Annotated in this window: 6 protein-coding genes; all 6 read left to right on the top strand. The window is 69.2% G+C overall.

Translation table 11 applies throughout. From position 1 onward, the window contains the following. Positions 1-292: 292 nt before the first annotated feature. Genes DSHI_RS10005 through DSHI_RS21380 form a run of 6 tightly spaced genes read left to right on the top strand, consistent with a single transcriptional unit; the run spans position 293 to position 18,350 of the window. Complete coding sequence (locus DSHI_RS10005; protein ID WP_044027750.1) at positions 293-7,960, top strand: type I polyketide synthase; 7,668 nt, start codon at positions 293-295, stop codon at positions 7,958-7,960. After that, a complete protein-coding gene (locus DSHI_RS10000; protein WP_012178632.1) occupies positions 7,957-12,852 on the top strand; it encodes a type I polyketide synthase in 4,896 nt (1,631 codons plus the stop codon). The genes DSHI_RS10005 and DSHI_RS10000 overlap by 4 nt, the downstream gene beginning before the upstream one ends. Before the next feature lie 19 nt (positions 12,853-12,871). Next, a complete protein-coding gene (locus DSHI_RS09995) occupies positions 12,872-13,162 on the top strand; it encodes an acyl carrier protein (RefSeq protein ID WP_012178631.1) in 291 nt (96 codons plus the stop codon). A gap of 14 nt (positions 13,163-13,176) precedes the next feature. Continuing rightward, complete coding sequence (locus tag DSHI_RS09990; protein ID WP_012178630.1) at positions 13,177-14,781, top strand: alkaline phosphatase family protein; 1,605 nt, start codon at positions 13,177-13,179, stop codon at positions 14,779-14,781. A 3-nt stretch (positions 14,782-14,784) separates the two neighbouring features. Beyond that, complete coding sequence (locus DSHI_RS21385; protein ID WP_012178629.1) at positions 14,785-15,702, top strand: alpha/beta fold hydrolase; 918 nt, start codon at positions 14,785-14,787, stop codon at positions 15,700-15,702. After that, entirely contained in the window at positions 15,699-18,350 is a 2,652-nt protein-coding gene (locus DSHI_RS21380) for an NAD-dependent epimerase/dehydratase family protein (RefSeq protein ID WP_203426274.1), read from the top strand. The genes DSHI_RS21385 and DSHI_RS21380 overlap by 4 nt, the downstream gene beginning before the upstream one ends. The last annotated feature ends 11 nt before the right edge of the window (positions 18,351-18,361 follow it).

Raw genomic sequence — 18,361 nt, 5'->3', positions numbered from 1 at the left:
GATAGAATTGCGCCGAAGCGATAGGCTGTCAGGATTGGTTTTGCCAAGATATGCTGCATTGCAATATACGCGGGGCCTTCGGGCGCTGATGGAATTTGATCTTCGCGGGCGGTGGTCCGCTAACGTTGCGGTAACGCGCCGGTGGATAGACAGTCATGGTGCTGAAAGCGCGCAAGTGTGAGATGGGGGGTCTTCTGGCCCGTCCAAGGGTGTAGACAGAGCACGGTGGTTGCGCCCGACGAGCGGGGCAGAAGGCCGAGTATTTGTGAATTTCATTGTAGGAGTGACCTGTATGCCATTGACGAAGAGTGATTTTCTGATCTTCGCCAGTTCGGTTCCCAACAAGATCACTCCGGGGATTGCGATTTCCGCCAGCCGTGCGGGCCATTGGGGGATTCTCGACCTCGAGTTTGCGGATGCGGCTGCGCCAGCGGTTCGCCGGGCACTGACGGACGTCGCGGCCAAGGCCCGCGGACGCTGGGGGCTGAAGCTGTCCAGCGGATCCGCGGCGGAGTTTGTTGCAGGTGCAGCACAGTCCGTGTCGGAGCCCGCTTGTGTCATTCTCGTTCCCCAGGACGCGACCTCGCTCGCCTGCGCCGTGGACGCTGTGCGCGCCGCGGTTCCGGACGCAAGTGTTCTGGTGGAGCTCATCGATACCACCTTCCTCGCCGCGGCGGAGGCTGCCGGGGTCGACGGGGTCGTGGCCAAGGGGCACGAGGCGGGCGGACGGGTCGGGGACGAGACCACGTTCCTGCTGCTCCAGCGCTTGACGAAAGCAACCGATTTGCCGGTGATCGCGGCCGGCGGAGTGTCGGTCAACACGGCGGCCGCGCTGAAGGTGGCCGGGGCGCGGGGCATTCTGCTGGACTGGCCACTTTGCGCCTTCGAGGAGGCGGAGTTGCCCTCGCCGATGCTGCGCGCGATCACGCGGATGGATGGCAGCGAGACCAACTGTCTGGGCCAGGATTTCGGCGCCGGGCATCGGGTGTTCTGGCGGGCCGACCACAAGCCTGCGCGGGCGTTGGACATGCTCGACATTCCCGGCAGCGATCCGGTGGCGTTTCGCGCCGCGGTGAAGGCGGCGGTGAATGCCGACGATCCGGTCTGGCTCGTGGGGCAGGACGCGGCTTTTGCCGCCGGGCTCAAGGCGCGGTTCGGCACCTTGCCCGCGCTGCTCGACGGGCTCGCGGCGGGCGCCGAGGCGCTGGTGGCCCAGGCGCGCGCGACCACGCCGCTCGCCGAGGGCAGCCCCCTGACGGAGGTGACGGGCACGCGTTATCCCATCATCCAGGGTCCGATGACCCGGGTCAGCGATGTGGCGGAGTTTGCCGTGTCGGTGGCCGAGGGCGGGGCGCTGCCGTTTTTGGCGTTTGCGCTGATGCGCGAGGCGGAATGCGCTGCGCTGCTCGAAGAGACCAAGGCGCGGATCGGCGGCAAGCCCCTGGGCGTGGGGATCCTGGGGTTCGTGGACGACGCCTTGCGGGCCGAACAGACAGCGGTGATCGCCGCCCATAAACCCGATTTCGCCCTGATTGCGGGCGGACGGCCCGACCAGGCGCTGGCGCTGGAGGCCGAAGGCATCCCCACCTGGCTGCACGTGCCGTCGCCGGGGCTGCTGGCGCTGTTTCTCGAAAGCGGCGCGCGGCGGTTCATCTTCGAGGGGCGCGAATGCGGCAGCCATGTGGGCCCGCGGTCCAGCGCCGTTCTGTGGCAGCAGGCCATCGACGCGCTGGAGGCTTACTACGGCCCGGACGCGCCGATCGATTGCGAGCTTCTTTTCGCGGGCGGGGTGCATGACGCCACCTCCGGCGCGATGGTCTCGGCGCTCTCGGCGGGGCTGGCGGCGCGGGGGGCGAAGATCGGTGTCGTGGTCGGCACGGGCTATATCCTGACGCGCGAGGCGGTCGCCAGCGGCGCGGTGCTGCAGAAGTACCAGGAGCTGGCGCTGACCTCGGCCAAGACGATGCTGCTGGAATCCGCGCCGGGGCATGCGACCCGCGTGGTCGAAAGCCCGATCGTGGACGAGTTCTTCGCCGAAAAGGCGCGGCTGCGCTCGGAAAAGGTCGACCCGGACGAGATCAAGGACCGGTTGGAGCGGCTGAATGTCGGCCGGTCGCGGATCGCCTCCAAGGGGATCGACCGCAACCCGGATTACGGCAAGGTCGCGGGGGCGGAGAAATTCGTCGCCATGACGCCGGAGGCGCAGGAAAAGCTCGGCGTCTACATGATCGGGCAGGCGGCGAGCCTGCATTCCGAGCCCACGACGATTGCCGCGTTGCACGGCGCGATCTGCACCGACTCCGCGGCGCTGTTGCAGGCGGCCGCACCCGCGCCCGCGGCCCGGCCCATGACCCCGCCCGAGGAAGGCCCCGGCGCGCGGATCGCGATCACCGGGGTGGGCACGATCCTGCCCAAGGCGCGGGATTTCGCGGCCTATTGGGAGAACATCCTCGACGCGGTGGACGCGATCGAGGAGGTGCCGGAGCGACGCTGGGACTGGCGGCGGTATTTCGACGAGAACCGCGACGCGCCGGACAAGATCTATTCCAAATGGGGCGGTTTTCTCGACGAGATCGATTTCAACCCGGTCAAATACGGCATACCGCCCAAGACCATGCCGAGTATCGAGCCGCTGCAGCTTCTGGCGCTGGAGACGGTGCGCCAGGCCCTCGAGAACGCGGGCTTCAAGGACGGCGTGATCGAGGATGCGGAACTGCGGCGCAAGACCTCCGTCATCATCGGTGTGGGCGGCGGCGCGGGGCCCTTGGGCCAGCGTTACGCGGTGCGCTCGTCCATGCCCGCGATCAATGGCGCCATGACCGAGGTGGCCGATGCCCGGCTGCCGACCTGGACCGAGGACAGCTTCCCCGGGATCCTGCTGAACGTCATTGCCGGGCGCGTGGCGAACCGGTTCGATCTGGGCGGTGTGAACTTCACGGTGGACGCGGCTTGTGGCTCGTCGCTCGCCGCCGTGATGATGGCCTCGCGGGAGTTGGAGAACCATACCTCGGACATGGTGATCGTCGGCGGCGCCGACAGCTTCCAGAACCCCTTTGATTTTGTGGCGTTTTCCAAGACGCGGGCGCTGTCCCCCCGGGGCCGCTGCCGGACTTTCGATGCCAGCGCGGACGGGATCGCGATCTCCGAGGGCCTGGCGATGATGGTGCTGCGGCGTCTTGATGCGGCCGAGGCGGCGGGCGACCGGATCTACGCGGTGCTGCGCGGGGTTGCGGGGTCGTCGGACGGCAAGGATTTGTCCCTGACGGCGCCGCGGGCCGAGGGCCAGCAGGAAGCGCTGCGCCGGGCCTATGCCCATGCGGGGATCTCGCCGGGCACCGTGGGCGCGGTGGAGGCGCATGGCACCGGCACCGTGGTCGGCGACCGCACCGAGATCCAGAGCCTGTCTAAGGTCTTTGCCGAGGCCCGCGACGACCGGCAGTTCTGCGGCGTGGGGTCGGTCAAGTCGATGATCGGCCATACCAAAGCGGCGGCGGGTTGCGCAGGCATGATCAAGATGGCCATGGCGCTGCATCACCGGGTGCTGCCCGCGACCCTCAATGTCACCGAGCCGAACCCGTCGGCGGATTTTCCCAACAGCCCTTTCTACGTGCTGACCGAGACGCGGCCCTGGCTCAACCCGACCGACACGCCGCGCCGGGCGGGGGTGAGTGCCTTCGGCTTTGGCGGCACGAATTTCCACGTGGTGCTGGAGGAATATACCGGCGGCTACCTGCCCCGGCACCAGGCCCCGTTCCGGCGGGACTGGACCCATGAGCTGTTCGTGTTCTCGGCCGCCTCGCAGACGGATCTTGCCGACGCGCTGAAACGGGCCTCCGCGGCCATGGCGCAAGCCCCCAGCGGTGTGCGCGCGGCGGATGTTGCGGCGAGCCTGGCCAAGCGGTTCGACCCGAGCGCCAAGGCGCGGTTCGCGATCGTGGCGGGCTCGCTCGAGGATGCCAGCGCGCGCATTGCCCGGGCGGCCGAGGGGCTGCGCTCGGACGCGGGCGATCTGCGCTCGGTCGATCCCATGGGTGCGTTTTTCTCTGCCGAGGCGCCGGTGACGCCCGAGCAGGTGGCGTTCCTCTTCCCGGGGCAGGGGTCGCAGTATCCCGGCATGGCGGCGGACCTGACCATGACCTTCCCGCAGGTGCGCGAGGACCTGGAGGCGGCGACACGGACCCTGTCGGCGCGGCTGGACACGCCCCTGTCGGAGCGGATCTTCCCGCGGCCCACCCTCGATCCTGAGGAGCGTGACGCGCAGATCGAGGCATTGAAGCGCACGGACGTGGCCCAGCCCGCGATCGGGGCCGTGTCGCTCGCGCTGCTGAACCTGGTGCGGAGCTTCGGTCTGGAGGCCCACCGGATGGCCGGGCACAGTTTCGGGGAATACACCGCGCTCCACGCGGCGGGCAGTTTCGATGCGGCGACCCTGCTGGGGCTGGCCCATGCGCGCGGCGATGCCATCGTGCAGGCGGGCGGCGACGACCTGGGCACCATGGCGGCGGTCAATGCGGGGCCGGAGGCGGTGCGCGCGGCCCTGGGCGATGCGCCCGAGGTGACGCTGGCCAACATGAACGCGCCGGATCAGACGGTGATCGCCGGGCCGACCCAGGCGGTTCTGGCCGCCGAGCAGCGGCTGAGTGCCGCGGGGCTGAGTGCCAGGCTTTTGCCCGTGGCCTGCGGGTTCCATTCGGATTGTGTGGCCCCGGCCCGCGACCGGCTGGCCGCCGCGCTGGAGACCGCCGAGATCGCCGCACCCGGGCGCGTGGTCTATGCCAATGCCACCGCACAGGTGTATCCCGAGGTGCCGGAGGACGTGCGCGCGCAGCTGGCCCGGCACCTGGTCGATCCGGTGGATTTCCTCGGCAGCGTCCGCGCGATGCACGACGCGGGCGCGCGGCTTTTCCTTGAGATCGGGCCGGGGGCCGTCCTGTCGCGCCTGACCAACCGCATTCTGGAGGACAAGCCCCATCTCGCCCTGACCGCAGACATGAAGGGACGCTCCGGTATCCAGCAGTTCCTGTGCCTGTTGGGTGGCTCTGCCGCCGCGGGGCTGGAGATCGACCTCGCGCGGCTCTGGGACGGGCGGGAGACGCGCGATCTGGACGTGACCGGTTGGAACCTGAGCCTGCCCGAAGATCCGCAGCGCGCGATGCTTTGGAAGCTCGATGCCGCCAATGCCCGCCCCATCGATGGTGTGCCGCCGCGCAAGGGTTTTGCGGCGCGACTTGAAGAGGACCCCATGCCCCAGACTGCCCCCGTCCCGACGCCGCCCCCGGCTGCCGCCCCTGCGGCGAGCGCGGATCCTGCGCAACTAGACGCCCCTCGGCCCGCGCCCGTGGTGGCCCCGGCGGGGCCCGCGACGGCCCTTGGGGCCGCGTCGCAGCCGGTCTCCGCGGCCTTGGCCGACAGCGTGATGAAGCGTCACCAGGAGCTGATGGCGAAGTTCCTCGACAACAATCGCGCGGTGATGATGCAGTGGCTGGCCGCCGGTCAGGCCGCGCCGGGTGTTGCTGCGCCGATGCCCGTGCCGCATGCCGCCGCGCCGGTCGCACCTGTGCCGACCCCGCCTGCGGTGGCCCCAGCCCCCGCGCCGTCCCCCGCGCCAGCACCGCAAGCTGCCCCGGCGGCGGCGCAGCCCCAGCCCGTGGCGACGCCCGCACCCGTCCCGGTGCCGGAACCTGCGCTCTCCGAGACGGCGGTGACCGACGCCCTTCTGGCGCTGATCTCGGACCGCACGGGGTATCCGACGGACATGCTCGACCCGGACCTCAACCTCGAGGCCGATCTCGGGGTCGACTCGATCAAGCGGGTGGAAATCCTCGGCGCCCTGCGCGGCGACCTTCTGCCCGATGCGGGCGAGGCCGCGCGGGAGAAGATGGGCCCGGTCTCGCGCGAACGCACCGTGCGCGGGATCGTGGCGAAGTTCATGGAAGTGGTTGCGGAGTTCGCGACCCCGGCTACGGCCCCCGCGCCAGAGGTAGCCGCGTCTGCGCCCGCCACGCCGGCCCTGTCCGAGACGGCAGTGACAGACGCTCTCCTGGCGCTGATCTCGGACCGGACGGGGTATCCCACGGACATGCTCGATCCGGACCTGAATCTCGAGGCCGATCTCGGGGTCGACTCGATCAAGCGGGTGGAAATTCTGGGCGCCCTGCGCGGCGACCTTCTGCCCGATGCGGGCGAGGCCGCGCGGGAGAAGATGGGTCCGGTGTCGCGGGAACGCACCGTGCGCGGGATCGTCGCGAAGTTCATGGAAGTGGTCGCGGAGTTCACGGCGCCGGCTACAGCCCCCGCGCCCGCAGCGGCGGCGACCCCGGTGGCTGCGCAGGCCGAAGCCCCCCTCGCGGTCGATCCCGACAGTTGGCGTCCGCGCTTCATCATGTCCGCGCGCCCAGTGCCTGCGCCCGCGGCGGAAAACTGGATCGTGCCCGGGGCCACCTATATCCTGACCGATGATGAGGCTGGCGTGGCCGAGGCGGTCGCGGCCCATCTGCAATCCCAGGGTGCCGGTGTGCGGCTCCTGTCGCCCGCGACCCTCGACTTTTCCGACGACGCGCCCCTGCGTGCGGCGGTGCGGGAGATGGACGGGGCGGTGGCCGGGGTCTTCCATCTGGCCCCCCTGCGCCCAGAGCCGCTGTTCGAAGAGATGGACCGGGACGCCTGGCGGGCCTCGGTCGATCGCTGCACGCGGGCCTTCTACAGCTTGCTGAACGAGCTGGGCGAGGGGCTGAGCGCGCGGACGGACGCGGTCGTGGTCTGCGCCTCGGCCATGGGGGGCGCGTTCGGCTTCGATGGCACCGTGCCCGCGGCGCCGGCGGCGGGCGGGGCGCCCGGGCTGCTGAAGACCGTGGCGAAGGAATGGCTGGACGTGCAGTGCCGCGCGGTGGATTTCGCCCCGGCGCTGGAGGCCGCGCGCAAGGCCGAGCTGGTGCTGGCCGAGGCGGGGTTCCGGGACGCGCCGGTGGAGATCGGCTATCTCGACGAGGCGCGCCATGGTCTATTTGCCGAGCCTGCGCCGCTCGGGGCCGAGGATCCCGTGACGCTGGACTTGCCACCGGGGGCGGTCGTCCTCGTGACCGGGGGCGCGCGCGGCATCACCGCCAAGATCGCCCGGCATCTGGCCGAGCTGCACAAACCTCATTTCGTGCTGGCCGGATCGACGCCGCCGCCCGAGGGGCCCGAGGCGCCGGAGATCGCCGGGATCGCCGAGGACCGGGCGCTGAAGGCCGCGCTGATCGCGGCGGCCAAGGCGGCGGGACGGCCCATCACGCCCGCGGCTATCGAGGCGGACTATCGCGCGACCCTCAAGGCGCGTGACATCCGCAGCGCCATGGCGGCCATCGCGGCGGCGGGCGCGACGGCGGAATATGTCGCCTGTGATGTGCGCGACCAGGATGCGCTGGAGGCGATGGTGGCCGACATCTACGCGCGGCACGGTCGGATCGACGGGGTGCTGCACGGCGCCGGGGTGATCGAGGACAAGCTGGTGCTCGACAAGACCGTCGAGAGCTTCGACAACGTCACCCGCACCAAGACCGAGAGCGCCTTTGCCCTGAGCCGGGCGCTGCGGCCCGAGGGGCTGAAATTCCTGGTGTTCTTCACCTCTGTCGCGGGCCGGTTCGGCAATCGCGGGCAGGGGGATTACGGTGCGGCGAACGAGACCGTCTCCAAGCTCGCCCGCGTGCTCGACGCGCGCTGGCCGGGCCGGGTGACCGCGGTCAGCTGGGGTCCCTGGGACAGCGGCGGCATGGTCTCGGCCGAGATCAAGGCCCAGTTCGACGCCATGAACATCGAGCCCATCGATCCCCGCCTCGGGGTTCGGGCGCTGGAGTTCGAGATCACCCGCGGCAGGGCGAGCGCCCCGGAGGTGGTTTGGGGACGCGGCCCGTGGGAGACGGATGCGGAGACCTACGCCCGCACCTACGGCGCAGGCGGCACCAGAGAGGCGGCGGAATGACAGCAGACGGTGCCCACACGCGCCACGCTGACAACGAACCGATTGCAATCGTAGGCATCGCCTCGATCTATCCCGAGGCGCCGGACACGGCCACCTATTGGCGCAACATCACCGACAAGGTGGATGCGGTGGCCGATGCGCCGGCCGATTGGTGCGCGGATCTGTTCTTTGACCCCGAGAGCGCGGATAACGACCGGATCTACACCAAGCGCGGTGGGTTCCTGCGCGATCTCGCGGTGTTCGACCCGCTGCGCCACGGGGTCATGCCGACCTCCATCGACGGGGGGGAGCCGGACCAGTTCCTCGCGTTGCAGGTGGCCGCCGACGCGGTGGAGGATGCCGGTTTCGCCGCGCGCCCCGTCCCCGGCGAACGGGTGGCGGTGATCCTGGGCCGCGGCACCTATATCAACCGCGGCTTCACCAGCGTGGTGCAGCACGGGATCATGGTGGATCGCTTCCTGTCGATCCTGAAAAAGCTCCATCCCGACACCGACGCGGAAGAGCTGGCCGAGGTCAAGGCGCAGCTCAAGGCCTCCCTGCCGCCCTTCAATGCGGAAATGGCCCCGGCCCTGGTGCCGAACCTGGTGACGGGGCGGATCTCCAACCGGCTGGACTTCAAGGGCGCCAATTACATCGTGGACGCGGCCTGCGCCTCGTCGCTCATCGCCATGGATCGCGGGGTTGCGGACCTGCGGGCGGGGCGGTGCGACATGGCGGTGGTGGGCGGTGTGCATGCCTCCACCCCCGCACCGATCTACCAGATCTTCTGCCAGCTCGAAGCGCTGTCGCGGAAGGGGTCGATCAAACCGTTCTCGGCCAATGCCGATGGCACGCTTCTGGGCGAGGGCGTCGGGCTGATGTGCATCAAGCGGCTTTCCGATGCGGAGGCCGCGGGCGACCGGATCTACGCGCTGGTGCGCGGGGTCGGCGTGGCCAGCGACGGCAAGGGGCTGGGCATTCTCGCCCCCCGGATAGAGGGGGAGACACTCGCGCTCCAGCGCGCCTATGAGGATGCCGGGGTCGATCCGGCCACCGTGGGTCTGATCGAGGCCCATGGCACGGCGACCGCCCTGGGCGACGCGACGGAGGTCGAGGCGCTCGTGGGCCTGATGGGGACGCGCGACAGCGACGCGCCGTCCTGCGCGCTGGGCTCGGTGAAGTCGATGATCGGGCATTGCCTGCCCGCCTCGGGCTCGGCCGGAATCATCAAGACCGCGCTGGCGCTCTATCACAAGACCCTGCCGCCCACCTTGCTGGACGAGGCGAACCCTGAGTTGGGGATCGAAGGCTCGCCGCTCTACCTGAACACCGAAACCCGACCCTGGATCCACGGGCTGGACACGCCCCGGCGGGCGGGGGTGAACGCCTTCGGCTTCGGCGGGATCAATGCCCATACGGTGCTGGAAGAATATCGCGGCGGGGCGGAGCCTGCACCGAACCTCACCCGGTCGAGCGAGCTTCTGGTGGCGGGCGCGCCGGATGCGTCGGGACTGAGCGCACGGCTGGAGGCGCTGAAAACCGCGCTATCTGGCGACATGCCCCCGGCAGAGGTCGCGCGGGTCGAGAATGCCGCCCCGTGCCCCGGCCCCTGGCGCGCGGCCATCGTGGCCCGGGACGCGGGCGATGCCATGGCCAAGATCGACAAGATCCTCGGCCGGATCGCCAGCGGCAAGGACCGGCTCAGGGATCGCAAGGGGGCGTATCTGAACGCGGCACCGCTGGCCGCCACGGGCAAGGTCGCCTTCATGTTCCCCGGGGAGGGGAGCCAGCATCTGGGCATGCTGCGCGAGATCATGCTGCATTACCCCCGGATGCGGCAGTGGTTCGACCTGGTGGACGGGGCCTTCGCGGGCCATGGCCGCAACCTGCTGCCGAGCCAGGTGATCTTCCCGCCCCCCGGCACCGCCGAAGAGGGCGGCGCGCTGTGGCGGATGGATATCGGGCCAGAGGCGATTTTCGCCGCAAATCAATCGGTTGCGGCGCTGTATGAAAGCATCGGCTTGCGCCCGGACATGCTGGTCGGCCATTCCACGGGGGAATACTCGGCGCTCTTTGCCGCCGGGGTGACGCGGCGCGAAGATCCGGCCGTTCTCCAGGCGGAGATGCGCGCGCTCAACGCGGAATACGAGGCGATGGCGGCCGAGGGGCTGATCGCCGAGGGCGCGCTGGTGGCGCTCGGCGCGGTGGATGGCGCGGCGCTGGAGGACAAGCTGGCCGGGCGCGACGATGTTTATCTGGCCATGGACAACTGCCCCAACCAGAAGGTCGTGGCGGCGTTTTCCGACGCGGGCCGCGACTATGCCCTGAGCCTCGCGCCCGCGCTGGGCGGGTTCGACGAGCTCTTGCCGTTCTCGCGCGCCTATCACAGCCCGGCCTTCGCACCGTTCAGCGCGCGGCTCGAAGGGTTCCTCGCGGGGATGCAGGTCGCGGCCCCCGAACGCCCGGTCTATTCCTGCCTGAGCACCGCGCCCTTTCCAGACTCGCCCGACGCGATCCGCAAGCTGACCGCCGACCAATGGTCCGGGCGGGTGCGTTTCGTCGAGACGGTGGAGCGGATGTATGCGGACGGGGCGCGGGTCTTCGTCGAATGCGGGCCGCGCAACAACCTGTCGGCCTTCGTGAACGACATCCTGCGCGGGCGCGATCATGTGGCGGTGGCGGTGGACACGCCGTCCTTGCAGGGGCTCGACCAGCTGCACCACATGGCCGCCCAGCTGGTGGTGGAGGGGGTGACGCTCGACCTCGGCGCGCTGGCGGCCCCGGTGCGGGCGGTGGCGAAGCCGGCCGGTCCGAGCCGTCCGCAGGTGCTCAAGATGGGGGTGCAGCCCATGGATATCGCGTCGGTTCCCAAGCGGGCGCAGAGCGCGCCGTCCAAGGCACCGCCCGCGCCGAAACCCGCCCCCGCGGCACCGCCCCCCGCCGCGTCGCAAACCCGTCCCACCGCCAACTCGCCCGCCGCCCCGACACCGCCGAAGATGCCGGTGACGGTCGCCGCGGCACCCCGGCCGCAGCCCGCGCCCGCCGCGCCCCCGGCAGAGGCCGAAGCGGTGGTCGACGCCTATTTCGACACGCTGGAGGGCTTCCTCGCCTCCGAGACCGAGATCATGGCCGCCTATCTCGGCACGGTGCCGGGACAGGCGGACGCGGCCCCCACGCCCATGCCCACTCCACAGACCCAAGCGCCCCGGCGGTTCCCGATGCTCGGGGCGGTGACCCCGGCCCCCGACGGTCGCAGCCTGACCGCCCGGATCGAGATCGACCCGGCCCGCGCGCCCTACCTGCGCGATCACAGCTTCGGCCACGGCATTTCCCAGCGCGACCCGGAGCTGACCGGCCTGCCGGTGGTGCCGCTGACCTTCTCGATGGAGGCGCTGGCCGAGGCCGCCGCGGCCCTGCGCCCGGACCTGGTGGTGACGGGGATGCGGGAGGTGCGCGCCTCGCGCTGGTTCGCCCTGGATCGCCCGCCCCTGGTGGTGGAGGCTGCGGCGGAACTGCGCGAAGAGGGGCCCGTGACCGTGGTGCGCGTGCGGATCCGCGCCGCCGATGGCCCGGCGCTGCGCCCGACCCTGATCGAGGCGGATGTGACCCTGGCCCAAGCGCGCCCGGAGGCGCCCCTGGCCCAGCCCCAGAGCTATGGCGCCCTGCGCGACGCGCCCTGGTCGCTTGCGGATGTCTACGGCAAGATCATGTTCCACGGTCCCAAGCTGCAGGCGGTGGAGGCCATGGATGTGGTCGGCGCAGGCGGGGTGGAAGGCACCCTGATCGGGCTGCCCCATGACGCGCTCTATGCCGGGGTCGCCGACCCGGGCTTCGAGACCGACGCGATCACCCTTGACGCGGTGGGCCAGCTGGTCGGCGTCTGGTCGGCGGAAATGCTGCCCGAGGCGTTCCACATCTTCCCCTTCCGGGTCGAGGCGCTGGAGATCTTCCGCGACCGCCTCGCCCCCGGCGAGCGCGCGCGCTGCCGCGCGACCATCGATCTGGTGGGCGCGGACGAGATGCGCGCCGATATCGACGTGGTCTCGGCCGACGGGCGGCTGCAATGCCGGATCGCGGGCTGGTGGGACAAGCGGTTCAACCTGCCCGAGCGGTTCTTCCGGGCCCGGCTCGACCCGCCGCGCAATCCGCTCTCGGCGCCCATCGTGCTGCCGGGGGGCGCGCCGTTGCCCGAGGGCTGCGCGCTGCAGCTCTGTGACGAGATCGGTGACGATCTGCTGGACGGCTCCGGTGGGATCTGGGCCAAGGTGCTGGCGGGGCTTGTCCTGTCCCGGGCCGAGCGGGCGGAATTCGCCGCCATGGACGGGGCCACGGACAAGCGGCGCTGGGAATGGCTGCGCGGGCGCGCGGCGGCCAAGGATGCGGCCCGCGCGGTGCTGGGCCGCGCGCTCGCGCCCGCGGACATTCCCCTGGTCGTGCCGGGGGAGGATGCAGGCCCGGTGATCGACCCGACCCTGCCGCCCGCCTGGGGGCCTGCGCCGCTTATCTCGATCGCCCACAAGGGTGCGCGCGCCCTGGGCCTGGCGGCCGATCCGCGCCGCTATGCCGGGGTGGGCGTGGATCTCGAAGAGATCGCGCCGCGCACGCCCGCGTTCCTGCAGACCGCCTTCACCCCCGCCGAGCGCGCCTCGATCATGGCCCTGCCCGAAGGACAGCCGCGCGATACGGCAGCGACCCGCTATTGGTGCGCAAAGGAAGCAGTCGGCAAAAGCTTCGGGCTCGGCCTCGCCCAGGCCCTTGATCGTTTCGAGGTTCAGGGTGATGGAACGGACGCCCCGCCCGTGATTGTTCGGGATCTGTCAACACACACCGATATTGCGGTGACCGCGATGGCCGAGCTTGCGCCGGGCCTGATCGCCGCCGTCGTGCTCAGACCGCAGGACGCAGGAAATTGAAAGGCCAGAGGATAAAACCATGACACCCGTGAGCTATGATGACGCCTACAAGGTGATGCAGGAGATTTTCGAGGATCTTGCCGACGACCTGGGCGAGGACGAGATCGACCTGAAACCCGAGAGTAAGGTGCTCGACCTCGGGGTGGAATCCATCAGCCTCGTCTACCTGATTTCCGAGTTGCAACAGAATTACGGGCTGGGCGACCAGCTGTTTCGGAAGATGCGCGAAGAGGATCAGCTTCTCAAGGATATGACCGTAGACGATATCCTCAAAGCGGTGGTCGCGCTCAGCGCCCGGCAGAACGCCTGAGGAAGGACCCGGAGATGTCACAGACGAAAATTCAGACGGTTATCATTGGCCTTGATGGGGCGACCTACGACATGCTCGACCACCTGGTCGCGGAGGGGGTCATGCCCAATTTGGGGCGTATCATGGCCGAAGGCGCGCGCGGGATCCTGGCCTCGACGATCCACCCGCTGACCCCGCCGGCCTGGGCCACGCTGATGACCGGGCGCAGCCCCGGCAATCACGGTGTGTTCGACTTCATCCGGGTCGACCGCGAAGGGTCCAAGCCCAGCTACACGCTGGCGACCTCGGCGGATGTGAAGGTGCCGACCATCTGGCAGATCGCGAGCGCCGCCGGCAAGCGGGCGACGACCCTGAACTACCCGGTGATGTTCCCGGCCAAGCCGATCGACGGGGTGGTGATCCCGGGCTATGTGCCCTGGTCCTATCTCGGCCGCGCCATCCACCCGCGCGAGACCTTCAAGATGCTGAAGGCCAAGGGGGTCTTCAAGGCCTCCGAGATGTCCACCGACTGGCAGCATGAGCGCAAGGCCGTGCAGGGCCTGTCGGAGAACCAGCTGACCGATTGGGTGCAGTTCCACATCACGCGGGAACAGCGCTGGCAGGACATCCTGCTGACCCTGATGGAGGAAGAGCCGTCAGAGCTGACAGCCGTTCTGTTCGACGGCGTCGACCGGATCCAGCACCTCTGCTGGCACCTGATCGACCCGGTCAGCCGGGACGACTACACCACGCCGGAGTCGGTGGCGGCACGGGAGCTGGTGCTGCAATATTTCCGCAACGTGGACGACTACCTGGTGCAGATCATCGACAAGGCCGGGCCCCAGGCGCAGGTCTTCATCGTGTCCGATCACGGCTTTACCCGCTCGGGCACGCGGATCTTCTATGCCAATACCTTCCTGGAACATGCGGGGCTCCTGACCTGGAACGCGGGCGTGGCAATGGACGACCAGGGCCGCGTGGCGCTCGACGAGAATACCGAGGCCAGCACCCTGATCGACTGGGCCGAGACCAAGGCTTATTCGCTCAGTTCCTCCTCCAACGCGATCTTCATCCGCCGCGCGGCCAAGCCGGGCGATCCCGGCGTCACCGATGCGGCGTACGAGGCGTTCCGCGACGACCTGATCGCGCAGCTTCTGGCCTTCACCGACCCCGAGACCGGCAAGCCGGTGATCAAGTCGGTGTTCAAGCGCGAAGATGCCTTCCCCGGCACCCAGACCGAGCGCGCCCCGGACCTGACCCTGCAGCTCCATGATTACAGCTTCCTGTCGGTGCTGCGCGCGGACCAGCCGATCAAGGACCGGCGCGTGCCCTATGCCACCCACCACCCGGACGGCATCTTCGTGGCCACCGGGCCGGGGATCGCGGCGGGCACGGCGCTCGACCGGCTGCAGATCGCCGACGTGGCGCCCACGGCGCTCTATTCCTGCGGGGTCGAGGTGCCCTCGGAGATGGAGGGCAAGGTGGCCGAGCAGGCCTTCGCCGAGGCCTACAAGGCTGACAACCCGATCCGTTATACCGCGGGCGAGGGGGCGGCGGCGGGCGATACCGACGACGCGGCCCTGACCGGCGACGCCGAAGAGCAGATCCGCGAACGCCTGAAATCCCTCGGGTATCTCTGAGCCATGCCGAGAGCTTCCCTGCGCGGGCATACGATCCATTACCAGCAGATCGGGGACGGTCCCGATGTGGTGCTGATCCATGGGTTGTTCTGCAACATCGCCTTCTGGTGGTTCCGCGTGGCGCCCCAACTGGCCGAGCGGTTCCGCGTGACCGCGCTCGATTTGCGCGGGCACGGGTTCTCGGCGATGTCCGACGAAGGCTACCGCACGGTGGACCTGGCGGGCGACGTGGTCGCACTGATGGACCATCTCGGGATCGAGAAGGCCCATGTGATCGGGCACAGCTTCGGCGGGGCCGTGGCGCTCGCCGTGGCCACGATCGGCTCCGACAAGGTCCGGCGCCTGAGCCTCGTGGATGCCTGGGTGCCCTCGCTGCAGAAGATGCCGCCTTTGTCGGATACCAGCTCCTGGCCCGCCCTGCAAAAACGCCTGCGGGAGCGGGGCATCGTCATCGAGGGGGAGCTGCCCCGCGTCGCCCACGGGTTTTTCGAGGAACTGCTGGAGACCGATCGCGGCCCCTCGCGTGGGCAGGCCCGCGGCTTCGGCGATGCGGCGGTGCTGGCGGCCATGCCCGTGAGCGCGGGTCGGGACCGGCGCCCGTCCCGCGCCATGCGCCGCTGGCGCGAGTTGATGGCGCGCACCAACGCCCATGAGGAGCTGCACGATCCCACCGGGCTCGAAGAGGACCGCATCCGCAGCTTCACGCGCCGGGTCGACCTGGTTTACGGCGCGCGCTCGCGGTATCTCGATACGCGCGACGGGCTGGCGCGGTTGATGCCCGAGGCGCGCAGCATCACGGTGCCCAATGCGGGGCACTTCTTCCCGTTGCTGAACCCGGACGCGCTCCTGAGTGCGCTGGAGACACCGGACCCTCCGGCGCCCGGGCGGCGCTGGGCAAGGAATGAGCGAGCGAGTTTGTGACCGATTTGCGTAAAGAAGGCGGCTCAGACGGGGTCGATCCGCTGCGGGGTGTGCGGCCGCACCCGGAGGCGGGCCCGGCCCTGACCGCGGGCAATTTCCGGCGTCTGGCCAAGAACGGCATCGGCGATCCGGCCAATGCCTATGTCCACGGCATGGAGTATTTCGAGGGCCGTCTTTATTGTGGCATGACCCGCAACTCATTCAAACTGCTCAACCTTTTCCCGCCGATTGACCCGCCTGCGCTGGACCCCTGGCCGGTGGACGTGCCCCCCAATGTGCGCGATCTCGACATGCAGGGCCAGATCTGGCGCTGGACCCCCGAAGACGACAGTTGGGAAATGGCCTATCGCTCGCCGCTGATCGAGGGCAAGACCGGAGAGGAGGCGCCGCGCGACCTCGGCTACCGCGGCATGCGGGTGTTCCAGGGCAAGTCCGACCGCAAGCCGAACCTTTATGTCTCGACCATGTCCACGGTGCTGCGCGGCTGTGCGGCCCATGTCCTGCGCTCCGAGGACGGGCTGAATTTCGAGCCTGCCTGCGAGCCGGGCATCGGCAACGACAACATCTCGACCTTCCGGGAGCTGGTGGATTTCGACGGCTACCTCTACGCGCCCCCCGCGGGCGAGGGGATCCAGTTCAACTCCAACCGCACCGGCGTGCTGAAACGCTCCAACGACCCGCGCCCCGGCAACTGGGAGACCGCCTGCGACCTGGGCTTCGGCGACAAGACCAACAACGGCATCTTCATGATGGCCAAGGCCAACGACCAGCTCTATGCCGGGACGTTCAACAATTACGAAGGCTACCAGGTCTGGACCACGCCGCGGTGCGGCGACGGGCCCCTGCAATGGCGCCGGGTGATCGAGAAGGGCGCCTATCGCGGCCCGCTGTCGGAGATCGCCATGGGCATGGTGGAATTCAACGGCGCACTCTATGTCGGCTCCTCGATCCAGAACGGCGGCTATGACCGCACCAACCTGGTGGGTCCCGGCGCGGGGGAAATCATCCGCATCTGGCCCGATGACAGCTGGGATCTGCTGATCGGGATGCCGCGGGACACGCCGCAGGGGTTCAAATACCCGCTCTCGGGGATCGCACCGGGCTTCGACAACATCTTCTCGGGCTACACCTGGCGGATGTGCGTCCATGACGGCTGGCTTTATGTCACCACCTTCGACTGGTCGGTCTTCCTGCAATACGCCCACCGCCCGTCGCCCACGGCCAAACGACTGGTCGACGCGGTCAGCTTCGAGCAGCTGGCGGAGGTCGGCGGCGGCTTTGAGCTCTGGCGCACCAAGGACGGGGTGAACTGGCAGCCGGTGACGATCAACGGGCTCAACAACCCCTACAATTACGGCGGCCGCACCATGGTCTCCACCCCGCACGGCCTGGCGGTGGGCACCGCCAACGTGTTCGGCGGCAAGAGCCCGGCGCGCTTCGCCTCGGGCTGGCAATATGTCGAGAACCCCGATGGCGGCACCGAGATCCTGCTGGGCGATCACAACATCAAGCCCTACGAGACCCCCGCACCCGTGCGCAGCGCCGAGGTGGCCGATATCGCCGCCCCCAAACGCACCCGCCGCTGCGACATCGCGATCACCGGCTGCACCGGGTTCATCGGCACCAACCTGATCCCCAAGCTGTTGGCGAAGGGCTACACCATCCGGGCGCTGGTGCTGCCGGGCACGGGCGACGTGCTGCCCGACAGCCCGCAGATCGAGCTGATCGAGGGCGGGCTGGGGGATACCGACGCGCTGGCCCGGCTGGTGGAGGGCGCGCGGGTTGTCCTGCACATGGCCGCGCGGCTGGCGGGGTCCTGCACCCTGGTCGAGCTGCGCGAGACCAACGTGGAAGGCACCCACAACCTGATCCGGGCGGTCAACGCTGCGGGCGCCTGCGCGCGCTTTGTGTTCTGCTCCTCGGTCGCGGCCTACCAGAACCAGTTCGCCGAGGCGGAATGGCCGATCCACGAAAGCTCCGCCCTGCGTGTGGATGGCGGGCACGACCTGTCCGATTACGGCATGACCAAGATCGCGGGCGAGAACCTCGCGCGGTTCTACGGCCGCAAGTTCGGCTACGAGCACGCCATCCTGCGCTTTGCCCTTGTCTACGGCGTGGGCGATCCGCTGGTCGATCCCATGGTCAAGACCGAAGCGCCCAAGCCGGAGTTCGGCAAGGGCCAGCAGGGCGAGCAGCCGCGCCAGTTCGTCCATGTCACCGACGCGGTGGAGGCGATCCTGCGCGCCTGTTTCGAGCCCGGCGCCCGGAACGAGACCTTCACCGTGGCGGGGCCGGACGTGATCACCTATCGTGACATGGGGCGGATGACCCGCATCGCGATCGGCAAGGCCAGCAAGGATGACCTGGACCCGGACCGCACCCGCGTCTGGCGCCGCTACGTGCAACAATACGATATTTCGAAAGGGAAGAATAAACTCAAATTTTATCCCTCAGTCCCGTTTGCAGAGGGCTTGCGGGAGATTGTCGAGGCGGCCCAGGCCAAGGGGGAGCTTCCGCGCCCCGGCCAGGCGCCGCGCCTGGCCAGACCGGGTGTCGACCGTCCCCAGCGCGTCCTGACCGAGGGGCAGGGCGCGGATGCGGCGGACCTGCCACAAGAGACAAGGGGCGCTGCGATCAGCGCCGAGTAACACATTGAAAG

Origin of the sequence: Dinoroseobacter shibae DFL 12 = DSM 16493, assembly GCF_000018145.1 — a bacterium.
Classification (GTDB): Bacteria; Pseudomonadota; Alphaproteobacteria; order Rhodobacterales; family Rhodobacteraceae; genus Dinoroseobacter; species Dinoroseobacter shibae.
The sequence above is the reverse complement of the archived record's forward strand: the minus strand, read 5'-3'. Positions and strand labels throughout refer to the sequence as shown.

What these genes read in the sequence shown, in the direction of transcription:
- DSHI_RS10005 (WP_044027750.1), top strand. Translation starts at nt 293, where the DNA reads ATGCCATTGACGAAGAGTGATTTTCTGATCTTCGCCAGTTCGGTTCCC.
- DSHI_RS10000 (WP_012178632.1), top strand. Translation starts at nt 7,957, where the DNA reads ATGACAGCAGACGGTGCCCACACGCGCCACGCTGACAACGAACCGATT.
- DSHI_RS09995 (WP_012178631.1), top strand. Translation starts at nt 12,872, where the DNA reads ATGACACCCGTGAGCTATGATGACGCCTACAAGGTGATGCAGGAGATT.
- DSHI_RS09990 (WP_012178630.1), top strand. Translation starts at nt 13,177, where the DNA reads ATGTCACAGACGAAAATTCAGACGGTTATCATTGGCCTTGATGGGGCG.
- DSHI_RS21385 (WP_012178629.1), top strand. Translation starts at nt 14,785, where the DNA reads ATGCCGAGAGCTTCCCTGCGCGGGCATACGATCCATTACCAGCAGATC.